Here is a 19,923-nt window from a genome sequence, read left to right as displayed (position 1 = left end):
AAAAAGGCGTTTTTGGCCCATATTTGCATACGTCATGCTTAACACTGAGAGATGACTTTATAGGAGTGCTCTATGGCATTATTGCTGGTTGGATTGGTATTGTTTATTGGGATTCATTCGATACGTTTATTCGCCCCAGATTGGCGGGAATTTATGATGCAGCAGTTAGGTGAAAATAACTGGAAAATGCTGCATGCTGTCGTCGCTATTATCGGGTTGCTGACAACGATCATGGGGTATGGATATGCTCGTTACAGTGCCGAATGGTTATGGGTTCCTCCTGTTTGGACGCGTCATGTTGCTGCGCTAATCATCCTGTTCGCGTTTATTTATATCGCCGCTGCCGCTATGCCGTATTCGAAGATTAAGGCCCGTGTTGGTGTACCAATGGTGGTCGGTATAAAACTCTGGGCATTTGCTCATTTAATCAGCAATGGAACGACCGCGGATGTCGTACTTTTCGGTAGCTTTTTAGCTTGGGCGGTAGCGAACTTCGTGATTTCACGACGTCGTATTAAGCAGCAAGGTGAGACGTTTTTGGCGCCAGATTTCAAGTATGACTTTATTGCCGTGGTGGTGGGCGTATTAGCGTACGTTGCTGTTGCATTTTATCTACACGGATTATTAATTGGTGTTGCACCTTTTGCGGTGTAGATCAATCCAAATAAAAACGCCCAGCTTTATGCTGGGCGTTTTTATTTATAGTGCTTTTAGCTTTTAAAGTAATGTACGTTTTCTTTTAGATCATTGGTCAACTGTGCCAGTTGTTTGGCTGTTTCTGAATTCTCCTGAGCAAAAGTCACCATTTCACGAGCGCCTTCATCCACTTCCGCTGTATTTTCACTGATATCTTTTGAAACACTGGTTTGTTCTTCCGTGGCGCTGGCTATTTGAGTCGCACGGTCGCTAATACTGGTTATAAGTTGCTTGATATCATCGAAACTTTCTCGAGCGGTACGAATATCTTCGACGCTGCGCTCTGATTGATCATGGCTACGCTGAATTTGTGTGACGGCGTTACCACTGCTGACTTGCAGGTTTTCGATCATTTTTTGGATTTCTTCTATGGAACTGTAAGTGCGCTGACTCAGAACACGAACTTCATCCGCTACAACCGCAAATCCTCGCCCTTGTTCACCTGCACGAGCGGCTTCAATGGCTGCGTTTAAGGCCAGTAAGTTAGTTTGCTCTGCGATTCCCGAGATCGTATTCAGAATAGAGTTTATGTTTTCTGCATCTTGGCTAACACGCTGGATGACCGTTGAAACGGAACTGACTTCGTTGGCTAGTTGCTGAATACTACGCTGACTGGCATCTATTTGGGCTTGTCCGGCTTCACTGGATGAAACCGCATTATCAGCATTGCGGGCAGTTTCCAGAGCATTGGTAGCAATTTCTTGTGTTGCTTGCGCCATTTCATGGACCGCGGTTGCGACCATCGTAATGCTGCTTTGTTGAGCAATTAAGCGGTCATGACTGTGACTAGAGGTAGAATTGATAGATTGGGATTGCTTTGATAGGCGGTTTTCAATGGATTTTATATTATTAATAGTGCCTTGCAATCGCTCAACAAATTGGTTAAACCCAGTTACGAGTTCGGCGACTTCGTCACGGCTATTGACAGTAATTCGCGCCGTTAGATCCGCGTCTCCTTCTGCGATGTCTTGTAAGCGAGCTGTTACAGTACGCAAGCCTTTTAAAAGTAGCTGAGATACTTTAAAGATGACAATGGAAATGATGATTAGCAAAATGATGGCGAAGAGTAATGCAGTTTTTGCAAAATCGTGTATTGGCGCCATCAGAGTGTCTTTATCCATGATCAGTGCTAACGTCCAGTTCGTTTTTCCCAGCTCTTTTAGATAGGCAAACTTAGTAGATCCGTTTAGATCAATTTCTTTGTAGGTAAAAGAAGTGGCCGCTTGTTTTAGGTCTGCAGGCGTAATCGAATAGTCTGTTTCGGTAATGTTTTTCTGAATCAGGTCTTTATTCTGATTTGCTAATATTTCACCGGATTGACCTATTAGCATCAGCTCACCGTCACCAAGAACATCCAGTTCAAGAATGCGGTCGAGCAAATCGTCTAAGAACACCAACCCGCCAATGGCGCCAATGAATTTTCCGTTGACGATGATCGGCTGCACAAAGGTCATCGACAGCTTTCCTGTCGACGCAGAAACATAAGGTGCTGTGACATAGGCGGCATTAGAAGACTTGGCTTCTTTATACCAAGACCGAGCTCTAGGGTCGTAATCCGCACTGTTCAAGCTTGGATCATGACGATACATATGGCCGTTTTCCAGACCCAAAAAAGTCATACCAAACCCAAGGCTTGATTGCGCTTGTTGCAAAATGGGTAAAATATCGGTCTCGTTTTCTCCTTGCGAAAGTTTTGTCTGTAGGTGCTGCTTAATGGCTTGCATGGTGCTTTCGCGGTCGTTATACCAGTTGGTTAGGTATATATTAATAGCGGAGGCTTGTGAGGCGGACTCGGATTGAATGCTATTTTGATTGGCAGTATCAAACTTGCTAAATGCTAACCAAGCTACCGCAATGGTTACGATCATTGTTGCAAGGATACTTTGTAGGGTGATTTTAGTCTGCAACGAGAGGTTCATTGGGCGTTCCTTTTTAAATGTGCAAATGACAGTTAGATGCTATAAGGTTTTTACACGATACAAACACTTTTTAATCAATGAAATATTTATTTTATTATAAAGTGATCTACCTATTAATGATTCAATTTTAAAAGGCTCAATTAAGTGAGTATTCGAACAACCCTAAAAGGTCTAGTGGCTTTGAATAAGGCTAGTCGACCATGGCATTTACCTGTGACGGCTGGTGTCGCGATTGGCGCGCCCGCTGTTATTGGTGCGTTAACTGGGACATTTAATGATGCCATGATTGCAAGCTTAGGCGCGATGGTATTTTTATACATGAGCCCAAATCGTACAACGTCTCGAATGTTGACGATGATTCTGTGTACGTTTGGTTTTATGGCGTGTTTAACGGTTGCGACGCTTGCCGCTGCGGTACCTGGATTAGCTCCGGTTGGGTTATTTCTAATTGCATTAACCGTTATTGTGATCACGCGCTACTATCGGCTTCCTCCACCAGGCAGTTTCTTTTTTATTTTGTCGTCGTGTGTCGCGATGGCAATGCCGTTTGAGTTTGCAGCAATTCCCATGCGAGTTGGCTTGATTGCATTAGGTGGGTTATGGGCTGTATTAATGGCATTTATTTACAGCCTTTGTACGGGTGCACACAGAACGACCTCGATCCCAGTAGAAGTCGACCCGAGAGTAAACGCTATATTATTAGAAGCGTTATTTTTAAGTATCTGCATCAGCGGTGCTTATGCTTTCGCATTGAGTTTGGATCTTGACAATCCTTATTGGGTGCCGATCTCGTGTGCGGCGATATTACAGGGTGCGACGTTCCGAATGGTTTGGCATCGTAATATCCACCGTATAGTAGGGACGTCTATCGGGATGCTGCTTGCCAGTTTTATTTTCGCGTTTCATCCATCACCCATCGTACTGGCTCTTTGGATATGTGCGCTGCAAACCATAGTCGAAGTTTTAATCGTCAAAAATTACGGACTGGCGGTGATTTTTATCACGCCTTTGACCGTCATTATGGCAGAGATTACCTCAAGTGGGATGGATGCGTCGGTGTTACTTGAGCATCGCATGATTGATATTGTGCTGGGTAGTGTCATCGGCTTTGTCGCTGGGGCAATTTTTCATCGTACGGGCCTATTTCGCTCGTTAGAACAAAAAATGGACGAACGTAGCCGATTATCAGAACTATTATTTTCGCGTACTCATGAATCAAACCACTCGGATCAGTAAATATACTCAGTTCTTTATTGCCTCTAAAGTTGTTAAAGTGCGCCTGTTGAACGGTGCTTTGTAAAAAGTGAAACGGGAAATAGGGAATCAGCCAGTGCTGATGATCCTATACTGCCCCCGCAACGGTAGGTAACAGCAAGGATTGCACGGCAGTCACCACTGATTTTTGGGAAGGTGGCTGTAAACGTTACCGAGTCCGGAGACCGGCCATTTGACTTCTGTTCTTTTCTCATACGGGTGGTATGAAAACCATTAGGAGGCACATTGTGCATATCGAACCAGGCGTTGTCACAGGCGCTAAGCTAGGATTGAGTTACGCAACTGCGGCATTGGCTTTTGCTATTGCCGCAAAATCTTCATTAGACACGATCAAAAAAGATGGCTTAGTCAGTCTTTTAAGTCGGGCATTGATGTCAGCTTTGCTGGTATTTATCTTTTTTGAAGTGTTTCCAAAACAGCCAGTAGGTGTATCGGAAGTGCACTTTATATTGGGATCGACACTGTTTTTGATCTTTGGCTCGGCTGCAGCAGCGATCGGGCTAAGTGTGGGGTTATTGTTACAAGGAGTGTTTTTCGCACCGTTTGATCTGCCTCAATACGCCATGAACGTAACCACGTTGTTATTGCCTTTATTTGCGATGACGGCCATCGCACGTCGAACTATTTCTGAGAAAACAGCGTACGTCGATATCCGTTATAGCCAAGCATTGCGCCTGTCTTTAACGTATCAAAGCGGGATCGTTGCTTGGGTTGCCTTTTGGGCATTCTATGGTCAGGGGTTTGGCGCTGAAAACCTTAGTTCTGTCGCGACATTTGGTATGGCGTACTTAAGCGTTGTGCTATTAGAGCCTATTTTGGATCTCGCAATCTTGGCCGGTGCAAAGACGTGTCGTTCTTTGCAGGGGTCACGCTTAGTAGAAGAGCGCTTATACCAAACTAAATAACATAAAATAGTAGTATTAAAGCCAGCGTTTACGCTGGCTTTTTGTGTTCTGTTTCTTGAATTAAGAAGGACAGAAAGGCTGCGTTTGCTTTGGACAAGTAACCATCTTTGCGCCAAGCGATGTTAATGTCCAGCCATACTGCTTCCGAAAAAGGGCGGGTAACAAGATGGTCATTTTCTTCAATGACCATCCCAAGTAGGGTGGTAATACCAAAACCTTGTTTGACGATGGATTTGATCAGTGGAATAAGGTTGGTTTCAAAGCCAAAGTTCGGTGTGACCCCTTGTTCTTGTGCCAGTCGGTCAATGACTCTGCGATGAAAATAACCTTCTTTAAACATCACCAATTCTTCTTTAAAAAATTGCTCAGACGTGACGCTTTCATATTGTGCGAAAGGGTGCTCTTGATTAACCGTGACCATCATTTGTTCCTTAAGTAAGGCACGTGTTTCAAGTTGTTCGCTGGGCTTCTCTGCGACGATAACGCTTAAATCAATTTCTCCGACTTCCAGCATTTGTTGAAGTTTCCATGTGCCACCCTCAATGACTTGCAGAGTCAGGTTCGGGTGCTGATGTCGAAATGCCATTAATATTGGAGGGAAGTAGTACGAGCCAAGCATGCTTGGGATGCCGACGCGTACTTCCCCTTTTTCAAGACCGCTAAGCTCTTGCATAGCGAGTGCCGTTTCGTCTGCTTGCTGAATGAGTTTTTTTGCATGATTTAGCAGTACGCGACCTTCATCGGTAAGACTGACTTTTCTATCTTGTCGATGAAAAAGGTCGACGCCGACTTCTTTCTCAAGCTTTTTGATTGCCATACTGATGGCGGGTTGAGCAATGTGCAGTCGTTCCGCTGCACGTGTAAAACTGAGCTCTTCCGCTACAGCTAAAAAATAGCGTATAGGTTTTATTTCTATCAATTTATGTTATCCAATCGATAATTTAAATATATTTTATTGATGCAAATATAATACGTATAGTCATTTTATTCTTCTATTATCGGAGTGGATAAGGTGATTGATACAGGTAGTTGGGCATTTTGGCGCGGTACATTAGCACTGGTGATTGGTTCGTTTATGGTTTTTGCGAACGTCTATGTCACTCAGCCCTTGTTGCCAATGATTGCGCATGAGTTTTCGATTTCCGAGCTCCAAGCCGCAAGCAGCTTTACCATTACCACTTTGACCTTAGGCTTATCTTTGCTGGTTTACGGGCCCTTATCTGACGCGTTAGGCCGTAAAAATATTATGATCATGGCGTTGCTTGGGGTGACACTGACGACATTTTCTCTTGGTTTTGTTACTCAATACAGTGAGCTGCTATTACTCAGAGCTTTACAGGGATTTTTTCTCGCTGGTTTGCCTGCTATTGCCGTTGCGTATCTGGGTGATGAATATCGTCCGCAAGCGATGGCTGTAGCCGTTGGTTTGTATATTAGTGGCAATACGATCGGCGGTATTGGGGGGCGCTTAATTGGCGGGTTTGTGGGTGAATGGCAGGGGCCTTCTGCGGCGTTTTTCGTAATGTCTGTTGTCAGTATGGTATGTTTCTTTCTGTTCTGGGTATTACTGCCAAATTCCGAGAACTTTCATGCTAAGCGTTTTCACCCTGCTACATTATTCACGAATGTAAAGCTGCATATAAGCAATCCTATTTTGTTAATGTGCTATTTGATTGGCGGCTTTAATTTTTTCATATTCATTAATCAGTACAGCTATATTACGTTTGTTTTAGAAGCTGAGCCTTACTCTTTGTCTGCCACGTATGTCAGCCTGCTTTTTTTAACCTATTTGACCGGGACGATAGGGTCAGCGTTCTCGGGAAAATTAGCGGCGTATTGTTCGCAACCAAAAATTATGGCACTTGGTACACTTATACTGATGCTAGGCTCTGCGATCACTTTATACGGGTCGTTAACTAGCATCATTATTGGTTTGCTGATTAATTGTTTTGGCTTCTTTTTATGTCATTCCACGGCCAGTGGCTTTGTAAGCAAAAATGCTCATCAGGCAAAAGCCAGCGCATCGTCTTTGTACCTAGTATTTTACTATTTAGGGGCAAGTGTAGGTGGGTTCTACTTAGATCCATTTTGGCAGGCTGGAGGTTGGATAGGAGTTGTGCTTGGTTCTTGGCTGATTTTGTCCGGAGTGTTTGTGGTGGCTTTGATTTTGTCCCAATATCATCTAAAGCAATCGAAGCTGTCTACCGGTAGCTTGACTTCTAATGCCGTTTAGAAGAAGCAACGTTTTCACAAGATCTTAATTAGCAATCCTTAATGTGTATCTAGCTGATTTTGAAAAACTTAATGGTACTAGTCGAAGAGAATAATAAGCTTATACAATTGTGTGATAATTCTGTTTTATGTCATGTTAAGGGTTGTTTTAATACAACCCTTAACGCTGTATAGTCTTTCTCTATCGTTAGAGTTAGGTGTACCAAATAGGTACTGTGTTTATCGACAGCGGCTGGGCAGTAATGGCATCAAAATTGAATCGATCACTGTATATAAAACAATCGCTGGCCACATTTATACTGGCCGTAGTATTGAGCCTAGTTCTTAGCTTTTTCAAATCTTACCAAACTATCCAGCAAGAGCCTTACCGAATTCAAAAAGAGTTTAACGATCTTTTGTCCATTGTTGAGCGACCGTTGGCTCAAGCGTTGTTTCGTTTAGATAAAGCCTTTGCCCAACAGCAAGTCGAAAGCCTGCTGTATAATCCTGCTATAGCTAAAGCCGTTGTTTTTGATGAAAACAATAACGTATTTTCTGAAGCCAGTGCGCCGTATATGGAGCCCTCTTGGAGTGGTGAGATAGCGAACTTTTTAATACGAGATGAGTTAACGGTAACCCGTAATCTGAATTACAGTGGTATAGAAATACAGCTGGGGATCATTCAAGTTGAGCTCGATCGACGTTATCTAATAGAGCAAATTATTGGTTTTAACAGCCACCTTTTCATACAAAACCTCATAAAAGATATCTTACTGGCGTCTATTCTTTCTCTGCTTTTTTATTTTATTGTTACACGTCCACTCAAACAGCTTACGTGGTCGATCAGTCGTGTCGATGAAAACCAAAATGTGGTGATGCCACCTTCATTTGACGCCCTGCATCGGCACGATGAACTGGGTCGTTTAAAGTCGACATTTAGTGAATTGTGGCGTCGTTTAACCAGTGCTCTTGATGCATTAGAGCGAAGCCATCAGCACTCTAAAGCAATGATCAGTCACGCAGCAGATGGCATCATTGTCTTGGATGAAGCGTTAACGATTTGTGTTGTAAACGAAGCCACCGAAAAACTGATGGGTCTTCCTTCAGAGCAGTTAACAGGTATCTCTTTAGCCAGTTTGCAGGGTGGAAGCTTTTGGGTGTCTCTAGAAGAGTCGTTGCATAATTTACCTGTCGATGAGGTGATGACGGCGGAGACTACCTTATCGACAAACCAGCATTTTATTCCAATTGAAATTCGTATTAGCAAATATCAAGTTCAAGGTGAAACAGAGGTTGTACTGCTAATGCGAGATTTATCTGAGCGAAAAGAAGCGCAACAGCGAATCAATCGTTTATCGTATTACGATTCGTTAACACGTTTGCCTAACCGAACATTGATGATTGATCATTTACAGAAGTCCATGGACCATATGGCAAAAGGTCATTTTGGGGCTTTGATCATTTTAGACTTAGACCGCTTTAAGACCATCAATGATGCACTAGGCCACAATGTTGGTGACCAGCTTTTAGTGGAAGTTGTTGAGTCTTTATTGCCGCTAGTTCCACCCAATACCACGTTTGCCCGTATGGGGGGGGATGAATTTGTCTTTTTGTGGAGCCAAGTTCGTGGCTCCATGAATGAGAGCAATGTTCCTATTATTAGCTTTATGCAAAGGGTGTTAGCGTCTTGTTCTGATCTCAAACATGTAAGTGGTCATGATTTGCATATAACAGCAAGTATGGGCGTTTCATTTTTTGATGGAAGTGAAGAGTCCACTGCTATCATCGTTCGTCAGGCGGATACCGCACTTTACAAAGCGAAAGAGCTCGGGCGAAACACCTTTGCTTTTTTCCAAGAGGACATGCAATCGCTGTCTGATGCGCGTTTGAAAATGGAGAAATCGCTGTATCGCGCGGTTAAAAATGAAGAGTTTGAGGTTTATTACCAGCCTCAAAATAATGAAAAAGGCGAGATCATTGGTGCCGAAGCGTTATTGCGTTGGGATGATAAAGATATGGGCCGCGTCTCCCCAATGGATTTTATCGGTATCGCTGAAGACATTGGCTTAATTCATGATATTGGCCGGATTGTTTTAAAGCAGGCTACATCACAAGTAGCGACTTGGCTTCAGCAAGGTGTTTGGCAAGAAGATTGGCGCATATCGATAAATGTGAGCCCGCTGCAATTTGCGCATGAAAGTCTGATCGATGGTATTATGTTTGCCCTCACAAAAAGTGGTTTACCTGCTAAGTTGATGGATATTGAGATCACTGAAAATACCTTGATGACGGATTTGGACAGTGCTTTGTCTAAAATGGAGAAAATTCGCTCTCTGGGAATTAGTTTGTCAATCGACGATTTTGGTACGGGCTATTCTTCGCTCAAATATCTGAAAGATTTACCTATCGATCGCCTTAAAATAGACCAGTCTTTTGTTCGCGACTTAATTGCTGATAAGGATGATTACGCAATTGTTTTAGCTGTGATTGCCATGGCTAATGCCTTATCCTTGAAAGTATTAGCGGAAGGCGTAGAAACAAATGAACATTTTAAACAACTGAAATTAATGGGTTGTTACACCTATCAGGGGTACTACTTTGGTCGACCTATGTGTGCGGTCGATTTCGAGTCATTTTGTGAAAATTCATCTGCTGCACTCTGAGTTCAGAATACAGCAGAGTAGTACGAAATAATGGAGGCTGAAGCATGATAACAACCCCTACTATTCCTTTCGTAAGTACGATGAACGAATCCGATGAGAATGTTTGGTTACAAGCTTTATCTAAGTTAATGCCTGATGAGACGATTCTTCCTTTACGAATGCTTAACGATCAAGCACGTCAATTAGTCGACATTGCCATAGTTGCGAATCCAAACCCAGAAGAGTTGCAAACACTGCCGAATCTGGTCTGGGTTCACAGTGTGTGGGCGGGAGTTGAAAAAATACTCCAAAGCCCAGTGACTCATAATTTTAGTATTGTTCGGTTAGTTGACCCTAAACTTAGTCAGACGATGGCTGAAGCTGTATTAGCATGGACATTATACCTACATCGAGATATGCCAGAATACGCTGCGCAGCAAGCAAAAGCAGTTTGGCAGCCATTGTCTTATATTTCTGCTAGCGAACGAACGGTTGGCGTGCTTGGCCTAGGTGAGTTAGGTAAAGAGGCTGCATTGTTGTTAGCGAAGCTCGGTTTTAATGTGATTGCTTGGAGCCGAAGTCAGAAAACGATTGACCAGATTGAAACGTTTTCAACGAGTGAAGGTCTTGATAGGGTATTAGGGCGAAGCGATATCTTAATCTGTTTATTGCCTCACACCCCGGCCACAGAAAATCTTTTAAGCTTCGAGAACTTAAGCAAATTAAAGCCAGGGGCAAAACTGATTAATTTTGCGCGAGGACGAATCATTGATGATGAAGCTTTGCTTTATGACCTCAATCGTGGGCATATTCAGCATGCTGTATTAGATGTATTTGCCTACGAACCTTTGCCCGTTTCGCATACATTTTGGACTCATCCTAAAGTCACCGTTCTGCCTCATATATCGGCCCCTACGACAGTGCAAAGTGCAAGTGAAATAGTGGCTCAAAATGTTCGTAACTACCGCCATTTGCGGGTTTTACCTGACACGGTGAATACCCAGCTTGGGTACTAATACTTTCGTTATAAAACAATAAAAGGAAGTCACTATGCCGCATTGTATTATTGAGTACAGCCAAAATCTTGAGCAAGAAGTGCCACCACTAGATTGGATGGAGGCGGTTCAGCAAGCTTGTCTTGAGTCCAACTTATTTGAAGCGAATGATATTAAACTACGCGCTTTTGCCTGTAAGCATTTTATAACGGGTGGTGTTCAGGATGCCTTTGTGCATGTAACAATCCGACTGTTGCCTGGGCGAACATCGCAACAAAAATCTCAACTTTCACAGTCTGTCCTTGATGCTTTGTGCCGCTTTGCCGTGAAACAGGTTAGCCTGTCAGTAGAGATATGTGAAATGGTGCAAGACAGTTACATCCGCAAAGTCTTTTCTAGTTAATTACCCTTTATTAAATAAACATTTCAATAGGCAGGATCAGGTCATGAATTGGCGAAAGGTAAGTATGCTCTTAATCAGCTTAGGGGTTTTCTCTAGTGCTTGGGCTGTAGATCAACCGTCAATAGACGATTCTAGTACAACGCAAAAAACGAAATCATCGATGGAACCTGATGTGCCTGAGCCAATTGCTGAGCGCGCTAGAAAAGCCAATGGCATGATTGAGCAGCGTGTTCAGCGAGAAGAAAGAACCTCTAATGAACCTTTTGTTTTAACGCCTCACCGTCCTAATTATTTTCTGCCTGTTTATTACACACAAAAGACAGGGGATCGCGACACATATAACAGTATTGAGTCCAATGAATTACAGGATGTAGAGTTTAAGTTCCAATTGAGTTTTAAATTTCCGGTTGCAAAAGGGGTACTGGGTCGAAACTCTAAACTGTGGTTTGCTTACACGCAGCAGTCTTATTGGCAAGCCTACAATAGTGAAATATCTGCCCCATTTCGAGATACAAATTACGAACCGGAGGCCTTCATTACCACGGAGCCCAATTTTTCTTTTTGGGGGACTGAGCTAAAACACATTAATTACGGCATCAATCATCAATCTAATGGTCGTGCTGATCCTCTGTCTAGATCATGGAATCGAGTGTACGCGGATTTTATATTTGAACGTAATAACACTGTTGTGTCGTTCAAACCTTGGTATCGCATTCCTGAATCCGATGAGGACGATGACAACCCGGATATTGATGACTACATGGGAAATGGCGAGTTGACCATTGTGCATGTGGACAATGATGTGACATACGATTTGGTACTGCGCAACAATCTTAATTTCTCCGACAATCGTGGAGCAGTGCAGCTGGGCGTGAGTTTTCCAATGTGGGGCAAGGCGCGCGGTTACGCGCAATATTTCGAAGGGTATGGGCAGTCATTATTAGACTATGATAACTACACGCGCTCATTTGGTTTAGGAATTATGTTGTCGAACTGGTTATAGTTGTTTTAATAAGTAGAACATCATATTTGTATTACACGCTCCTTCGGGAGCGTTTTTTTGTCATAAAAGCATCATCCTCCTGCCACGAAAATGACACCCAAACTTTCTATGTTGTAAGTATAGAAGACGTGTAGAGGCGGGGGGGTTATGAACATACTGAACAGCATTCACAACATGGACGTTTCGACGTTTTATTGGCTGATGGCACGTAAGCATCGCCAAATTATGACACGAGCAAGTCGTGTTGTTTCAATGTCTGCTGATGGGCCTTTGTACGTCTTATTAGCCTTCTCAATGTGGTCTATGGGGTATTCTCAATGTGCTCTGATCGTTGCTGTAGGTTTCACAATTGAGCGCATACTGTATCTGCTTCTGAAAAAGAGTTTTAAACGAAACCGTCCCGCCGACATTCTGGATGATTTTACGAGCTTTATCCGTCCTTCTGATCAATTTTCCTTTCCATCCGGACATACTTCAGGTGCCTTTTTTATGGCGTACTGCTTGAGTGAATGGGTTCCTGAATTTTATATGAGCTTTTACAGCTGGTCTGCCATGGTGGCTATGTCTCGAATCTTTTTAGGCGTGCACTTTCCAACGGATACGGCAATGGGGGCTTTGTTGGGAACGACATGTGCCATGGTGACATTTGAGGCTTTAGCATGAAAATTCTATATGGGGTACAGGGCACCGGAAATGGTCACATTACCCGTGCCCGAGCAATGAGTGTTGAGTTCGAGCGACTCGGTATCAAAGTGGATTATGTCTTTTCAGGAAGAGATAGAAGTGACTATTTTGATATGCAATGTTTTGGTGAGTTTCGTGCGTTTAGTGGATTATCGTTTGTTGCTAAAGATGGCAAGGTGAACTTGTTGGCAACGTATCGAAAAGCTCAGATAGTTCAATTATTTCGCGATATTCGTGCATTAGACTTGTCCTCTTATGATCTTGTCCTAACGGATTTTGAGCCGATTACTGCGTGGGCGGCCAAGCGACAAGGCAAACACTGTATTGGTGTTGGTCATCAATATGCCTTTCAACATGATATTCCTAAGTTTAAAGGGGATGTGCTTGGTGCCTGGGTAATGTCCAATTTTGCACCAGTAGCGCAAGGTATCGGGGTACATTGGCATCATTTTGATAAGCCTATTTTGCCGCCTATTATTCAGCATTCTAGTCAATATTCGATGAACTCTGCTGCAGACAATAACGTATTGGTATATCTACCGTTTGAAAACAGTGAAGAGGTTATGGAGTGCTTGGAAAGTGTCACGTCACACCGTTTCAGAATGCATTGCAAAGACATTGATCCAGGTGTTTACGGAAATATCGAAGTCTTTCCCTTTAGCCGAGAGGGATTCCAGAAAAACTTAAGAGAATGTGAATCTGTACTTTGCAACGCAGGATTTGAATTAAACTCTGAAGCGCTGCATTTGGGGCGACGAATTATGGTGAAACCCTTACAAGGTCAGGTGGAGCAACTGTCTAATGTCGTAGCATTGGAGCGTTTAAGGTTTGCGAGTTCGACGAGTGCTTTATCGTCAGATGTGATTCGTGATTGGCTTGATAATGCCAAAGTCGTCAGAGTTGCCTACCCGAATGTTGCTCGTGGTATTGCTGAGTGGGTCGCTGCTGGCGCAAAAACGCCGATCGAAGAACTGAGTACGGCGATGTGGCAGCATGTTCTGCCAAGTAATGGCGTGTATTTTTGCAAAAATGACATCATGCCTGCAGCAATATAATAATTGTGAGCGATGCGTCATAAACAAAGGCCTTCCAAAAAGGCCTTTGTTATTTCTAGATGAGGGTTGTTAGGTTAGTTGAAGCTTGAAAAAATCGACAGTGCGCTGCCATGCCAGTTCGGCGCTGTCTTCATCGTAGCGAGCAGTGGAATCATTATGAAAACCATGATTAACCCGTTCGTACATATGCGCCTGATAATCCACTCCCATGGTTTTTAAAGCACTTTCGTAATCGGGCCATGTTGCATTGACCCGTTGATCGAGTTCGGCGAAGTGTAGCAAGAGAGGGCCTTTTAAATTTTGTAAGTCAGTCGTTGGCGGTGTGCCGTAAAATGGGACAGCAGCATCAATCATATTAGGCCAAGAAGCGGCTAATTGGTTGGAAACATAACCCCCAAAGCAAAAACCAACAATGCCAAGTTTATTGGTCGTGATGGAAGATGATTTAAGGTACGTGGCCGCATCACTGAAATCTCCTAGAATCTTGTCTCGGTCCAAGGTCTTTTGCATTGCTCGGCCTTCATCATCATTGCCTGGATAGCCTCCCAATGGAAACAACGCATCAGGTGCGAAGGCGACGAATCCGTCTTTAGCAAGACGTCTAGCGACGTCCTCTATGTAGGGATTTAAGCCCCGATTTTCATGGACCACAATGACGCCTGGGGCTGGGTTATCGTTGCTTACACCAACGGGGGTTACTAGATAGCCGCGCGCTTTGCCATGTCCATTGGGTGCATCAATTTCAACATAACGAGCTGAAATCTGTGGGTCATTAAATGAGACTTGTTCTGCTAAAGCGTAATTCGGTAGTAAAGCAGCTGATACTGCCGATGCTGTAATTCCTGCTGCGCCTAGCGTTGATAAACGGCGAATAAAAGTACGGCGGTCGATATCACCGTGAGCGTACTCGTCATACCAATCAAATGCCGCTTGGGGGATGCTAGGTAGCTTTTCTTGTGAACTCATAGTGCGCTCCATCGTTAAGAGTAGGCATGGGTTAAGGATCTATAAAAGTTAGACTACTTTTGCGAATCAACCTAAATTTGATTGCGTTATCAAATGAAAAAAATGGCTTGATGTATGATTGAAGCTTAAAAGTATTACGCAATCGTAATAAGTGCGTTATAGCAGGAATTTACTCATTAACGCTGCCAAAATGGCAGAATGAGCAAATATATATATTTAACCGACTATGTGGCGGGAAAAGGCAGTGATAAGCATATTGCGTGCGCTGCTAGCAAAGCGCGCCTAGCTAATTTAAGTTTATCCTTCTCTCGCCAGTTGGCAACCAATGTAAAAGTTAATGCAATTGCACCATCACTTTTGATGTTTCAGGAAGGCGACAATAAGGAATATCAGCAGAAAGCATTAAAAAAATCGTTATTATGCCTAGAATCAGGTGAACAGGAAGGGGTTGCAGCGGTACAATACCTCCTAAGTAGTCGTTACATGACCAAGCGTACATTGGCTTTTGGCGGAGGTCGTCATTTGGCTTTACTAAGCAAGCTATGACGCTCTAGGCATCATGAATCAACGAATTAGCGAGACAAGGTATTGATATGACAACTGCAATGGCAGAAACCAATAAAGTTAGCACTATTGCGCTTTCCGAAGAAGCGAGTCGTGTTCGTGATGCGCTCATCAAGCATGGCCTTGAAACGCCAATGATAGACAACGGGTTTACAACAGAAGAAAAGTATCAGCGTATCAAATCTGCGTTTGAAGATGTTGTCTACACATTAGGCTTGGATCTAACGGATGATAGTCTGTCAGAGACTCCGCACCGAATCGCAAAAATGTATGTGAAAGAGATTTTCTCTGGGCTTGATTACGGCCAATTTCCAAAAATCACTGTCATTGAAAATAAAATGAAAGTGGACGAGATGGTTAAGGTTAGTGATATCTCGTTTACCAGTACTTGCGAGCATCATTTTGTCACCATCGATGGCTTAGCAAAAGTGGCGTATTTACCGAAGAACAAAATCATTGGTTTATCAAAGATCAACCGAATCGTGCGTTTCTTTGGTCAGCGTCCACAGGTACAAGAGCGACTTACTCAACAGATTCTGGTGACTTTGCAAGCATTGCTTGAAACAGACAATGTGGCGGTTAGCATTAACGCAACGCATTATTGTGTCAAAGCGCGTGGCGTGATGGATGCCAGCTCATCGACTCAAACTACGGCCTTAGGTGGTCTGTTCAAACGTAGCGATAAAACGCGTAGTGAATTTCTAGCGAATTAAATCATTCGATGCGCTCAGTACATTAAAAAAGGGAATCATTCGATTCCCTTTTTTAATGTACTGAGCTGATCTAAACCCTAGCTTACGCCTTAGCGGTGGTTAGCTTTGCTCGTTCGTTTTTTTTGATAAACCACTCGTTGAGATAAAGTGCGAACAGAATGATGCCGCCGCCAATGGCTAAACGAACGATATCGGCATCACGATTCCAAAACAAAACGTTTACTAAGATTCCCGCAGGTATCAGCAAGTTGTTTGCAACCGCTAGGGCGCCTACGTTGACCAACGTGGCGCCTTTGTTCCAAGCGAAATAGCCTACTCCTGATGCGATCACACCGAGATACACTAAAATCCCCCATTGAAGGTTTGTAGTTGGTAGCTTATCGGTATTACCGAGTAATAAGAAGCACGGTACAACAACAATAAATGCGCCAATAAAAAACCATCCAAACAGCGTTAATTGTGGAAGCTCTGTTTTGGTATTCGCCATAAGACGTTTGTACGCAACCTGTCCTAAACCAAAACATAGGTTAGCGCCCTGAACGAGTAAGAAACCTTGGATAAAGCCTTCATCAATGCCTTGATAGCGGATACTGATGGCTCCGGCGACAGCAATGATGGCGCTGATAATGTAAGTGGGGTGAAAGCGGCGCTCGAGAATATCGTTGATCAAAGCGATATAAATAGGTGTCATCACCGTAAATAGAAGCACCTCTGGCACCGAAAGATGCAAGAATGATTGGTAATACAGGCCATACATTACGCCTAGCTGGCAAGCACCTATCGCCATAAGTTTCAAAGCCAGTGGCTTAGGGGTTTGGCGAAGCTTAATGAAAGGCAAGAATACGAGCATGGCAAGTGTTATGCGCATTAAAACAGAAAACCAAGCATCTACTTGCCCCGCAAGATAAACACCGATCAGGCTGAATGAAAATGCCCATAGGCCAGTCATGGCCAATAAGATCCACATAAGATAACTCTCCGAAATTGACGCGGGCATTATAAAGACGACACGTGAAATTGTCAGTAAACTTATCAGTAAAGTGTGGTTTACTAATGTATTTTATACAGTCTGTTTAGAGGTTTGACGCTTAGTGGTTAAAGAATGAAATAAAAAGCTTGACCTGTATAAGCGTTTCTCTATAATACGCCACATTCCTTGCGGGAGTGGTGGAATTGGTAGACACGCTGGATTTAGGTTCCAGTGCTTCACGGCGTGAGAGTTCGAGTCTCTCCTTCCGCACCAAATTTAAAAAAGCCGATCTAAATAGATCGGCTTTTTTATTGCCTAAAATAAATGGTTGATACATAAAGCATTTATTTATATTAAGTCGAGTCGCTTTTTTTATAAAAGCGCTAAAAAATACTTGACCTTAAAATGCGTATCCCTATAATACGCCTCATTCCTTGCGGGAGTGGTGGAATTGGTAGACACGCTGGATTTAGGTTCCAGTGCTTCACGGCGTGAGAGTTCGAGTCTCTCCTTCCGCACCAAATTTAAAAAAGCCGATCTATTTAGATCGGCTTTTTGTTGCCTGAAATTTATGCCCACCTATACATTTTGTGTGAATATTGCGCTCATCTTAGTCAATACGCCGATATATGATCTCTATGCTGGTTTTGTGGGTTCATTATCATTCTCTAGAGCGTTGCGGTGGAATAGGCTGGGAAATAAGTACACCCATATACCGACTACAGCGATCGTGCCAAAGCCTCCAAGCACAATGGCTGGTACAGTGCCAAATAACGCCGCCGTTGCACCCGATTCAAATTCCCCAAGCTGATTTGAGCTGCCAATGAAGATTGAATTGGCGGCACTGACTCGTCCTCGCATATCATCCGGTGTTTCCAATTGAACTAAGGTTGAGCGAATGACTACGCTGATCATATCTGAGGCGCCCAATACAAACAGTGCTGACATAGATAGAAGTAAATGTTCCGATAACCCAAATACAATGGTGGCTAAGCCAAATAGGGCGATGGCGGCGTACATGATTTTTCCAACACTGTGGGTTAAAGGATGTCGAGCCAAATAGACAGACATTAATAGTGCGCCCACTGCTGGCGCACAACGTAGTAAGCCAAGCCCCCAAGGACCCGTTTGCAAAATGTCTTTTGCGACAATAGGGAGTAGGGCTGTTGCGCCGCCCAATAACACCGCAAACATGTCCAGAGATACGGATCCAAGAATCAGTTTGTTATTTTTAATATAGCGTAATCCACCAAATAAATGATGCAGGTTCACGGGCTGTTTTCCTTTGGATACATAGTTGTAATGTAAGAAAAACAAAATACAGCAAGACACTAAAAAACAAGCCATGCTAGTAAAATAGAGTGTAGGTGCGCCCAGTAAATAGATGACACCACCTAAAGCAGGCCCTGCAATCACGGATATTTCGCGGGCTGAAGCGATAGCGCTTACGGCTTTAGAAAGTAGTTCTGGGGGGACAAGGTTAGGTAAAATAGCTTGTCCTGCAGGCATTTCAAAAGCACGCGCAGTGCCTAGCATAACCGCGCAGGTATAGATCATGTTTGCTGATACTGTGTCTGATATGTTTCCGTAGGCCAATATGCCAACGGTTGCAGCCATGGCTAAACGAGTACAAACACAGATAAGACGACGGTTATATCGATCTGCTATATGTCCAACCACAAGCGTCAGCATAAGCTGTGGTAAAAATTGAAATAGCCCTACTAAACCAAGTGCCATCGCACTACTGGTTAAATCGTAGACTTGCCAGCCAATGCCGACAGCAAGCATCTGAAATGCGAAAGAAGAGGCGATTTGCCCAGTCCAAAAATGTACAAAATTAGGCTGGCTGAGCAGCGAATCAGGTAAGGATGGCATGGAGATCCCTTATATCACCATAAACAGTAGAATGAAGTTAATAGTATCAACTAACGTCAGGGAAAACGAAGGGAGCTTTTGGATACTCCCTTATAATCACTATAAAAGAGGGGCTAGTGTTGCAGGTTGAGTTGACTCTGGATTTGGCGTGGCGATACACCGAAATGTTGATGGAAGCGACGACTGAAGTGGCTCAAACTTTGATAGCCTAGCTCCATACTGACCTCTGTTACAGAACGTTTTTGTTTTAAAAACTCCAAGGCAACGCTCATGCGCCGTTGATGCTGATATTCGTTAGGCGTGCACCCAAGGTGACGTTTGAATTCTTGATAAAAGCGGCTTCGGCTCATACAGGAGAGCTTACTTAACTGATCAATGTCCAACGGCATAGCTAAGTTTGATTCAATAAAGCTTAACGCATTTGTTAAGCCGTTGGCATCGGGCATTAGCTTAGTGAATTGTAGTAAGGCTTCACGGCCATGATGACGCAAAATACGAGTGACCAGTTCGCTGACCCCAAAATCGACCAACAAATCGCGGTCAGGGTCATTTTGTACAAAGTCGCTTACTAGGCGATCCAGTACCTGTTGCGTGCCTTGTGTGTGTAGTGCGTGCAGTGGTTTATTTGGATTGATTAGCGACAATCCATTCATGTTAGTCACATCATTCATGCGATCGCATATTTGTGCAATGCGCTCTTGAGATATTTCAACGGTTAAGCAGGTTGTGGGTCGATCTAGTGACGCTTCCGGAAAATCGATAAAGACTTCTTCTTTAGGTGCGAGAATAAAGGATTCATGCGGTAGAAAGGGAATGTTTTCTTCACTTTTGGTATGCATTACTTTGGCGCCAGTGACCATGCCGCAATAGAGTAGTGAATCCGATTTCAAGCTAACTCGCTCTGCTTGTTCATAAGTATCATAGATGCTGAGTTCGGCGTGTGGGCCAGCAAAACAAACGCGGTTTTCTACAAGCTTTGTGGGCTGTCGCAGCGTCCCAAGGCTCGCAATTTGATGAGTCATACACACCTCTTTAATTGTTGTTTGA

At 43.5% G+C, this 19,923-nt stretch carries 18 protein-coding genes, 2 tRNA genes and 1 riboswitch; of the genes, 14 read left to right on the top strand and 6 right to left on the bottom strand.

The window, feature by feature from the left end:
- Positions 1 to 72 precede the first annotated feature (72 nt).
- Entirely contained in the window at positions 73 to 654 is a 582-nt protein-coding gene (locus tag AYW76_RS01860; RefSeq protein WP_067034751.1) for an NnrU family protein, read from the top strand.
- Between the two features lie 56 nt (positions 655 to 710).
- Here AYW76_RS01860 and AYW76_RS01855 read toward each other — a convergent pair whose 3' ends face one another.
- Positions 711 to 2,615 carry a methyl-accepting chemotaxis protein gene (locus AYW76_RS01855; protein WP_067215012.1) on the bottom strand — a complete coding sequence of 635 codons (1,905 nt, stop codon included), beginning with the start codon at positions 2,613 to 2,615 and terminating at the stop codon, positions 711 to 713.
- A 144-nt stretch (positions 2,616 to 2,759) separates the two neighbouring features.
- Here AYW76_RS01855 and AYW76_RS01850 point away from each other — a divergent pair, with 144 nt between their 5' ends.
- Together AYW76_RS01850 and AYW76_RS01845 are read left to right on the top strand one after the other, a co-directional pair.
- The gene (locus tag AYW76_RS01850) at positions 2,760 to 3,851 is read left to right on the top strand and encodes an FUSC family protein (protein ID WP_067215010.1); all 1,092 of its coding nucleotides are present in this window, start codon (positions 2,760 to 2,762) and stop codon (positions 3,849 to 3,851) included.
- Positions 3,852 to 3,885: 34 nt separating this feature from the next.
- Positions 3,886 to 4,077, top strand: a riboswitch (cobalamin riboswitch).
- A 40-nt stretch (positions 4,078 to 4,117) separates the two neighbouring features.
- Entirely contained in the window at positions 4,118 to 4,795 is a 678-nt protein-coding gene (locus AYW76_RS01845; protein ID WP_067215007.1) for an energy-coupling factor ABC transporter permease, read from the top strand.
- A 28-nt stretch (positions 4,796 to 4,823) separates the two neighbouring features.
- Here AYW76_RS01845 and AYW76_RS01840 read toward each other — a convergent pair whose 3' ends face one another.
- A complete protein-coding gene (locus AYW76_RS01840; protein WP_067215168.1) occupies positions 4,824 to 5,711 on the bottom strand; it encodes a LysR family transcriptional regulator in 888 nt (295 codons plus the stop codon).
- Positions 5,712 to 5,807: 96 nt separating this feature from the next.
- Between AYW76_RS01840 and AYW76_RS01835 the strand changes: the two genes are divergently transcribed.
- The 7 genes from AYW76_RS01835 (at position 5,808) to AYW76_RS01805 (ending at position 13,788) form a co-directional block, all read left to right on the top strand.
- Positions 5,808 to 7,028 carry an MFS transporter gene (locus tag AYW76_RS01835; RefSeq protein WP_067215004.1) on the top strand — a complete coding sequence of 407 codons (1,221 nt, stop codon included), beginning with the start codon at positions 5,808 to 5,810 and terminating at the stop codon, positions 7,026 to 7,028.
- Positions 7,029 to 7,269: 241 nt separating this feature from the next.
- Positions 7,270 to 9,669, top strand: coding sequence for a putative bifunctional diguanylate cyclase/phosphodiesterase (locus AYW76_RS01830; protein WP_067215164.1), 2,400 nt, complete (start codon positions 7,270 to 7,272; stop codon positions 9,667 to 9,669).
- Between the two features lie 44 nt (positions 9,670 to 9,713).
- Positions 9,714 to 10,664: a 2-hydroxyacid dehydrogenase gene (locus AYW76_RS01825; protein ID WP_156489005.1), complete on the top strand. Its 951-nt coding sequence runs from the start codon at positions 9,714 to 9,716 to the stop codon at positions 10,662 to 10,664.
- Between the two features lie 34 nt (positions 10,665 to 10,698).
- The gene (locus tag AYW76_RS01820; RefSeq protein ID WP_067215002.1) at positions 10,699 to 11,046 is read left to right on the top strand and encodes a 5-carboxymethyl-2-hydroxymuconate Delta-isomerase; all 348 of its coding nucleotides are present in this window, start codon (positions 10,699 to 10,701) and stop codon (positions 11,044 to 11,046) included.
- A 43-nt stretch (positions 11,047 to 11,089) separates the two neighbouring features.
- On the top strand, positions 11,090 to 12,049 hold the full coding sequence (locus AYW76_RS01815) for a phospholipase A (RefSeq protein WP_231872524.1): 960 nt from the start codon (positions 11,090 to 11,092) through the stop codon (positions 12,047 to 12,049).
- 147 nt (positions 12,050 to 12,196) lie between these two features.
- Positions 12,197 to 12,712, top strand: a complete 516-nt coding sequence (locus tag AYW76_RS01810; protein ID WP_067214996.1) for a phosphatase PAP2 family protein — start codon at positions 12,197 to 12,199, stop codon at positions 12,710 to 12,712.
- Positions 12,709 to 13,788 (top strand): MJ1255/VC2487 family glycosyltransferase, encoded by a 1,080-nt coding sequence (locus AYW76_RS01805; RefSeq protein ID WP_067214993.1) that lies wholly within the window; start codon positions 12,709 to 12,711, stop codon positions 13,786 to 13,788. The genes AYW76_RS01810 and AYW76_RS01805 overlap by 4 nt, the downstream gene beginning before the upstream one ends.
- Before the next feature lie 69 nt (positions 13,789 to 13,857).
- Here the strand turns inward: AYW76_RS01805 and AYW76_RS01800 are convergent, their stop codons facing one another.
- On the bottom strand, positions 13,858 to 14,754 hold the full coding sequence (locus tag AYW76_RS01800) for a dienelactone hydrolase family protein (RefSeq protein ID WP_156489004.1): 897 nt from the start codon (positions 14,752 to 14,754) through the stop codon (positions 13,858 to 13,860).
- A 198-nt stretch (positions 14,755 to 14,952) separates the two neighbouring features.
- Between AYW76_RS01800 and AYW76_RS01795 the strand changes: the two genes are divergently transcribed.
- Complete coding sequence (locus AYW76_RS01795) at positions 14,953 to 15,300, top strand: SDR family oxidoreductase (protein WP_067214988.1); 348 nt, start codon at positions 14,953 to 14,955, stop codon at positions 15,298 to 15,300.
- Between the two features lie 47 nt (positions 15,301 to 15,347).
- Positions 15,348 to 16,031 (top strand): GTP cyclohydrolase I FolE, encoded by a 684-nt coding sequence (gene folE, locus AYW76_RS01790; protein ID WP_067034698.1) that lies wholly within the window; start codon positions 15,348 to 15,350, stop codon positions 16,029 to 16,031.
- 82 nt (positions 16,032 to 16,113) lie between these two features.
- On the opposite strand, the gene AYW76_RS01785 is transcribed toward folE, so the two are convergent.
- Positions 16,114 to 16,998, bottom strand: a complete 885-nt coding sequence (locus AYW76_RS01785) for a carboxylate/amino acid/amine transporter (protein WP_067214986.1) — start codon at positions 16,996 to 16,998, stop codon at positions 16,114 to 16,116.
- 191 nt (positions 16,999 to 17,189) lie between these two features.
- Between AYW76_RS01785 and AYW76_RS01780 the strand changes: the two genes are divergently transcribed.
- A tRNA-Leu gene (locus AYW76_RS01780) sits at positions 17,190 to 17,274 on the top strand.
- Positions 17,275 to 17,437: 163 nt separating this feature from the next.
- A tRNA-Leu gene (locus AYW76_RS01775) sits at positions 17,438 to 17,522 on the top strand.
- 115 nt (positions 17,523 to 17,637) lie between these two features.
- Here the strand turns inward: AYW76_RS01775 and AYW76_RS01770 are convergent.
- Together AYW76_RS01770 and AYW76_RS01765 are read right to left on the bottom strand one after the other, a co-directional pair.
- Positions 17,638 to 18,876, bottom strand: coding sequence for an MFS transporter (locus AYW76_RS01770; protein WP_067214983.1), 1,239 nt, complete (start codon positions 18,874 to 18,876; stop codon positions 17,638 to 17,640).
- Between the two features lie 113 nt (positions 18,877 to 18,989).
- Positions 18,990 to 19,898, bottom strand: a complete 909-nt coding sequence (locus AYW76_RS01765) for an AraC family transcriptional regulator (RefSeq protein WP_067214981.1) — start codon at positions 19,896 to 19,898, stop codon at positions 18,990 to 18,992.
- Between the last annotated feature and the right edge of the window lie 25 nt (positions 19,899 to 19,923).

Origin of the sequence: Marinomonas gallaica (genome assembly GCF_001639745.1) — a bacterium.
In the GTDB taxonomy this organism is placed as follows: domain Bacteria; phylum Pseudomonadota; class Gammaproteobacteria; order Pseudomonadales; family Marinomonadaceae; genus Marinomonas; species Marinomonas gallaica.
The sequence above is the reverse complement of the archived record's forward strand: the minus strand, read 5'-3'. Positions and strand labels throughout refer to the sequence as shown.

Bases quoted from the DNA above. Each gene is read 5' to 3' on its own strand.
- AYW76_RS01860 (WP_067034751.1), top strand. From the start codon at position 73: ATGGCATTATTGCTGGTTGGATTGGTATTGTTTATTGGGATTCATTCG.
- AYW76_RS01855 (WP_067215012.1), bottom strand. From the start codon at position 2,615: ATGAACCTCTCGTTGCAGACTAAAATCACCCTACAAAGTATCCTTGCA.
- AYW76_RS01830 (WP_067215164.1), top strand. From the start codon at position 7,270: ATGGCATCAAAATTGAATCGATCACTGTATATAAAACAATCGCTGGCC.
- AYW76_RS01825 (WP_156489005.1), top strand. From the start codon at position 9,714: ATGATAACAACCCCTACTATTCCTTTCGTAAGTACGATGAACGAATCC.
- AYW76_RS01820 (WP_067215002.1), top strand. From the start codon at position 10,699: ATGCCGCATTGTATTATTGAGTACAGCCAAAATCTTGAGCAAGAAGTG.
- AYW76_RS01815 (WP_231872524.1), top strand. From the start codon at position 11,090: ATGAATTGGCGAAAGGTAAGTATGCTCTTAATCAGCTTAGGGGTTTTC.
- AYW76_RS01810 (WP_067214996.1), top strand. From the start codon at position 12,197: ATGAACATACTGAACAGCATTCACAACATGGACGTTTCGACGTTTTAT.
- AYW76_RS01805 (WP_067214993.1), top strand. From the start codon at position 12,709: ATGAAAATTCTATATGGGGTACAGGGCACCGGAAATGGTCACATTACC.
- AYW76_RS01800 (WP_156489004.1), bottom strand. From the start codon at position 14,754: ATGAGTTCACAAGAAAAGCTACCTAGCATCCCCCAAGCGGCATTTGAT.
- AYW76_RS01795 (WP_067214988.1), top strand. From the start codon at position 14,953: ATGAGCAAATATATATATTTAACCGACTATGTGGCGGGAAAAGGCAGT.
- folE (WP_067034698.1), top strand. From the start codon at position 15,348: ATGACAACTGCAATGGCAGAAACCAATAAAGTTAGCACTATTGCGCTT.
- AYW76_RS01785 (WP_067214986.1), bottom strand. From the start codon at position 16,998: ATGTGGATCTTATTGGCCATGACTGGCCTATGGGCATTTTCATTCAGC.
- AYW76_RS01770 (WP_067214983.1), bottom strand. From the start codon at position 18,876: ATGCCATCCTTACCTGATTCGCTGCTCAGCCAGCCTAATTTTGTACAT.
- AYW76_RS01765 (WP_067214981.1), bottom strand. From the start codon at position 19,898: ATGACTCATCAAATTGCGAGCCTTGGGACGCTGCGACAGCCCACAAAG.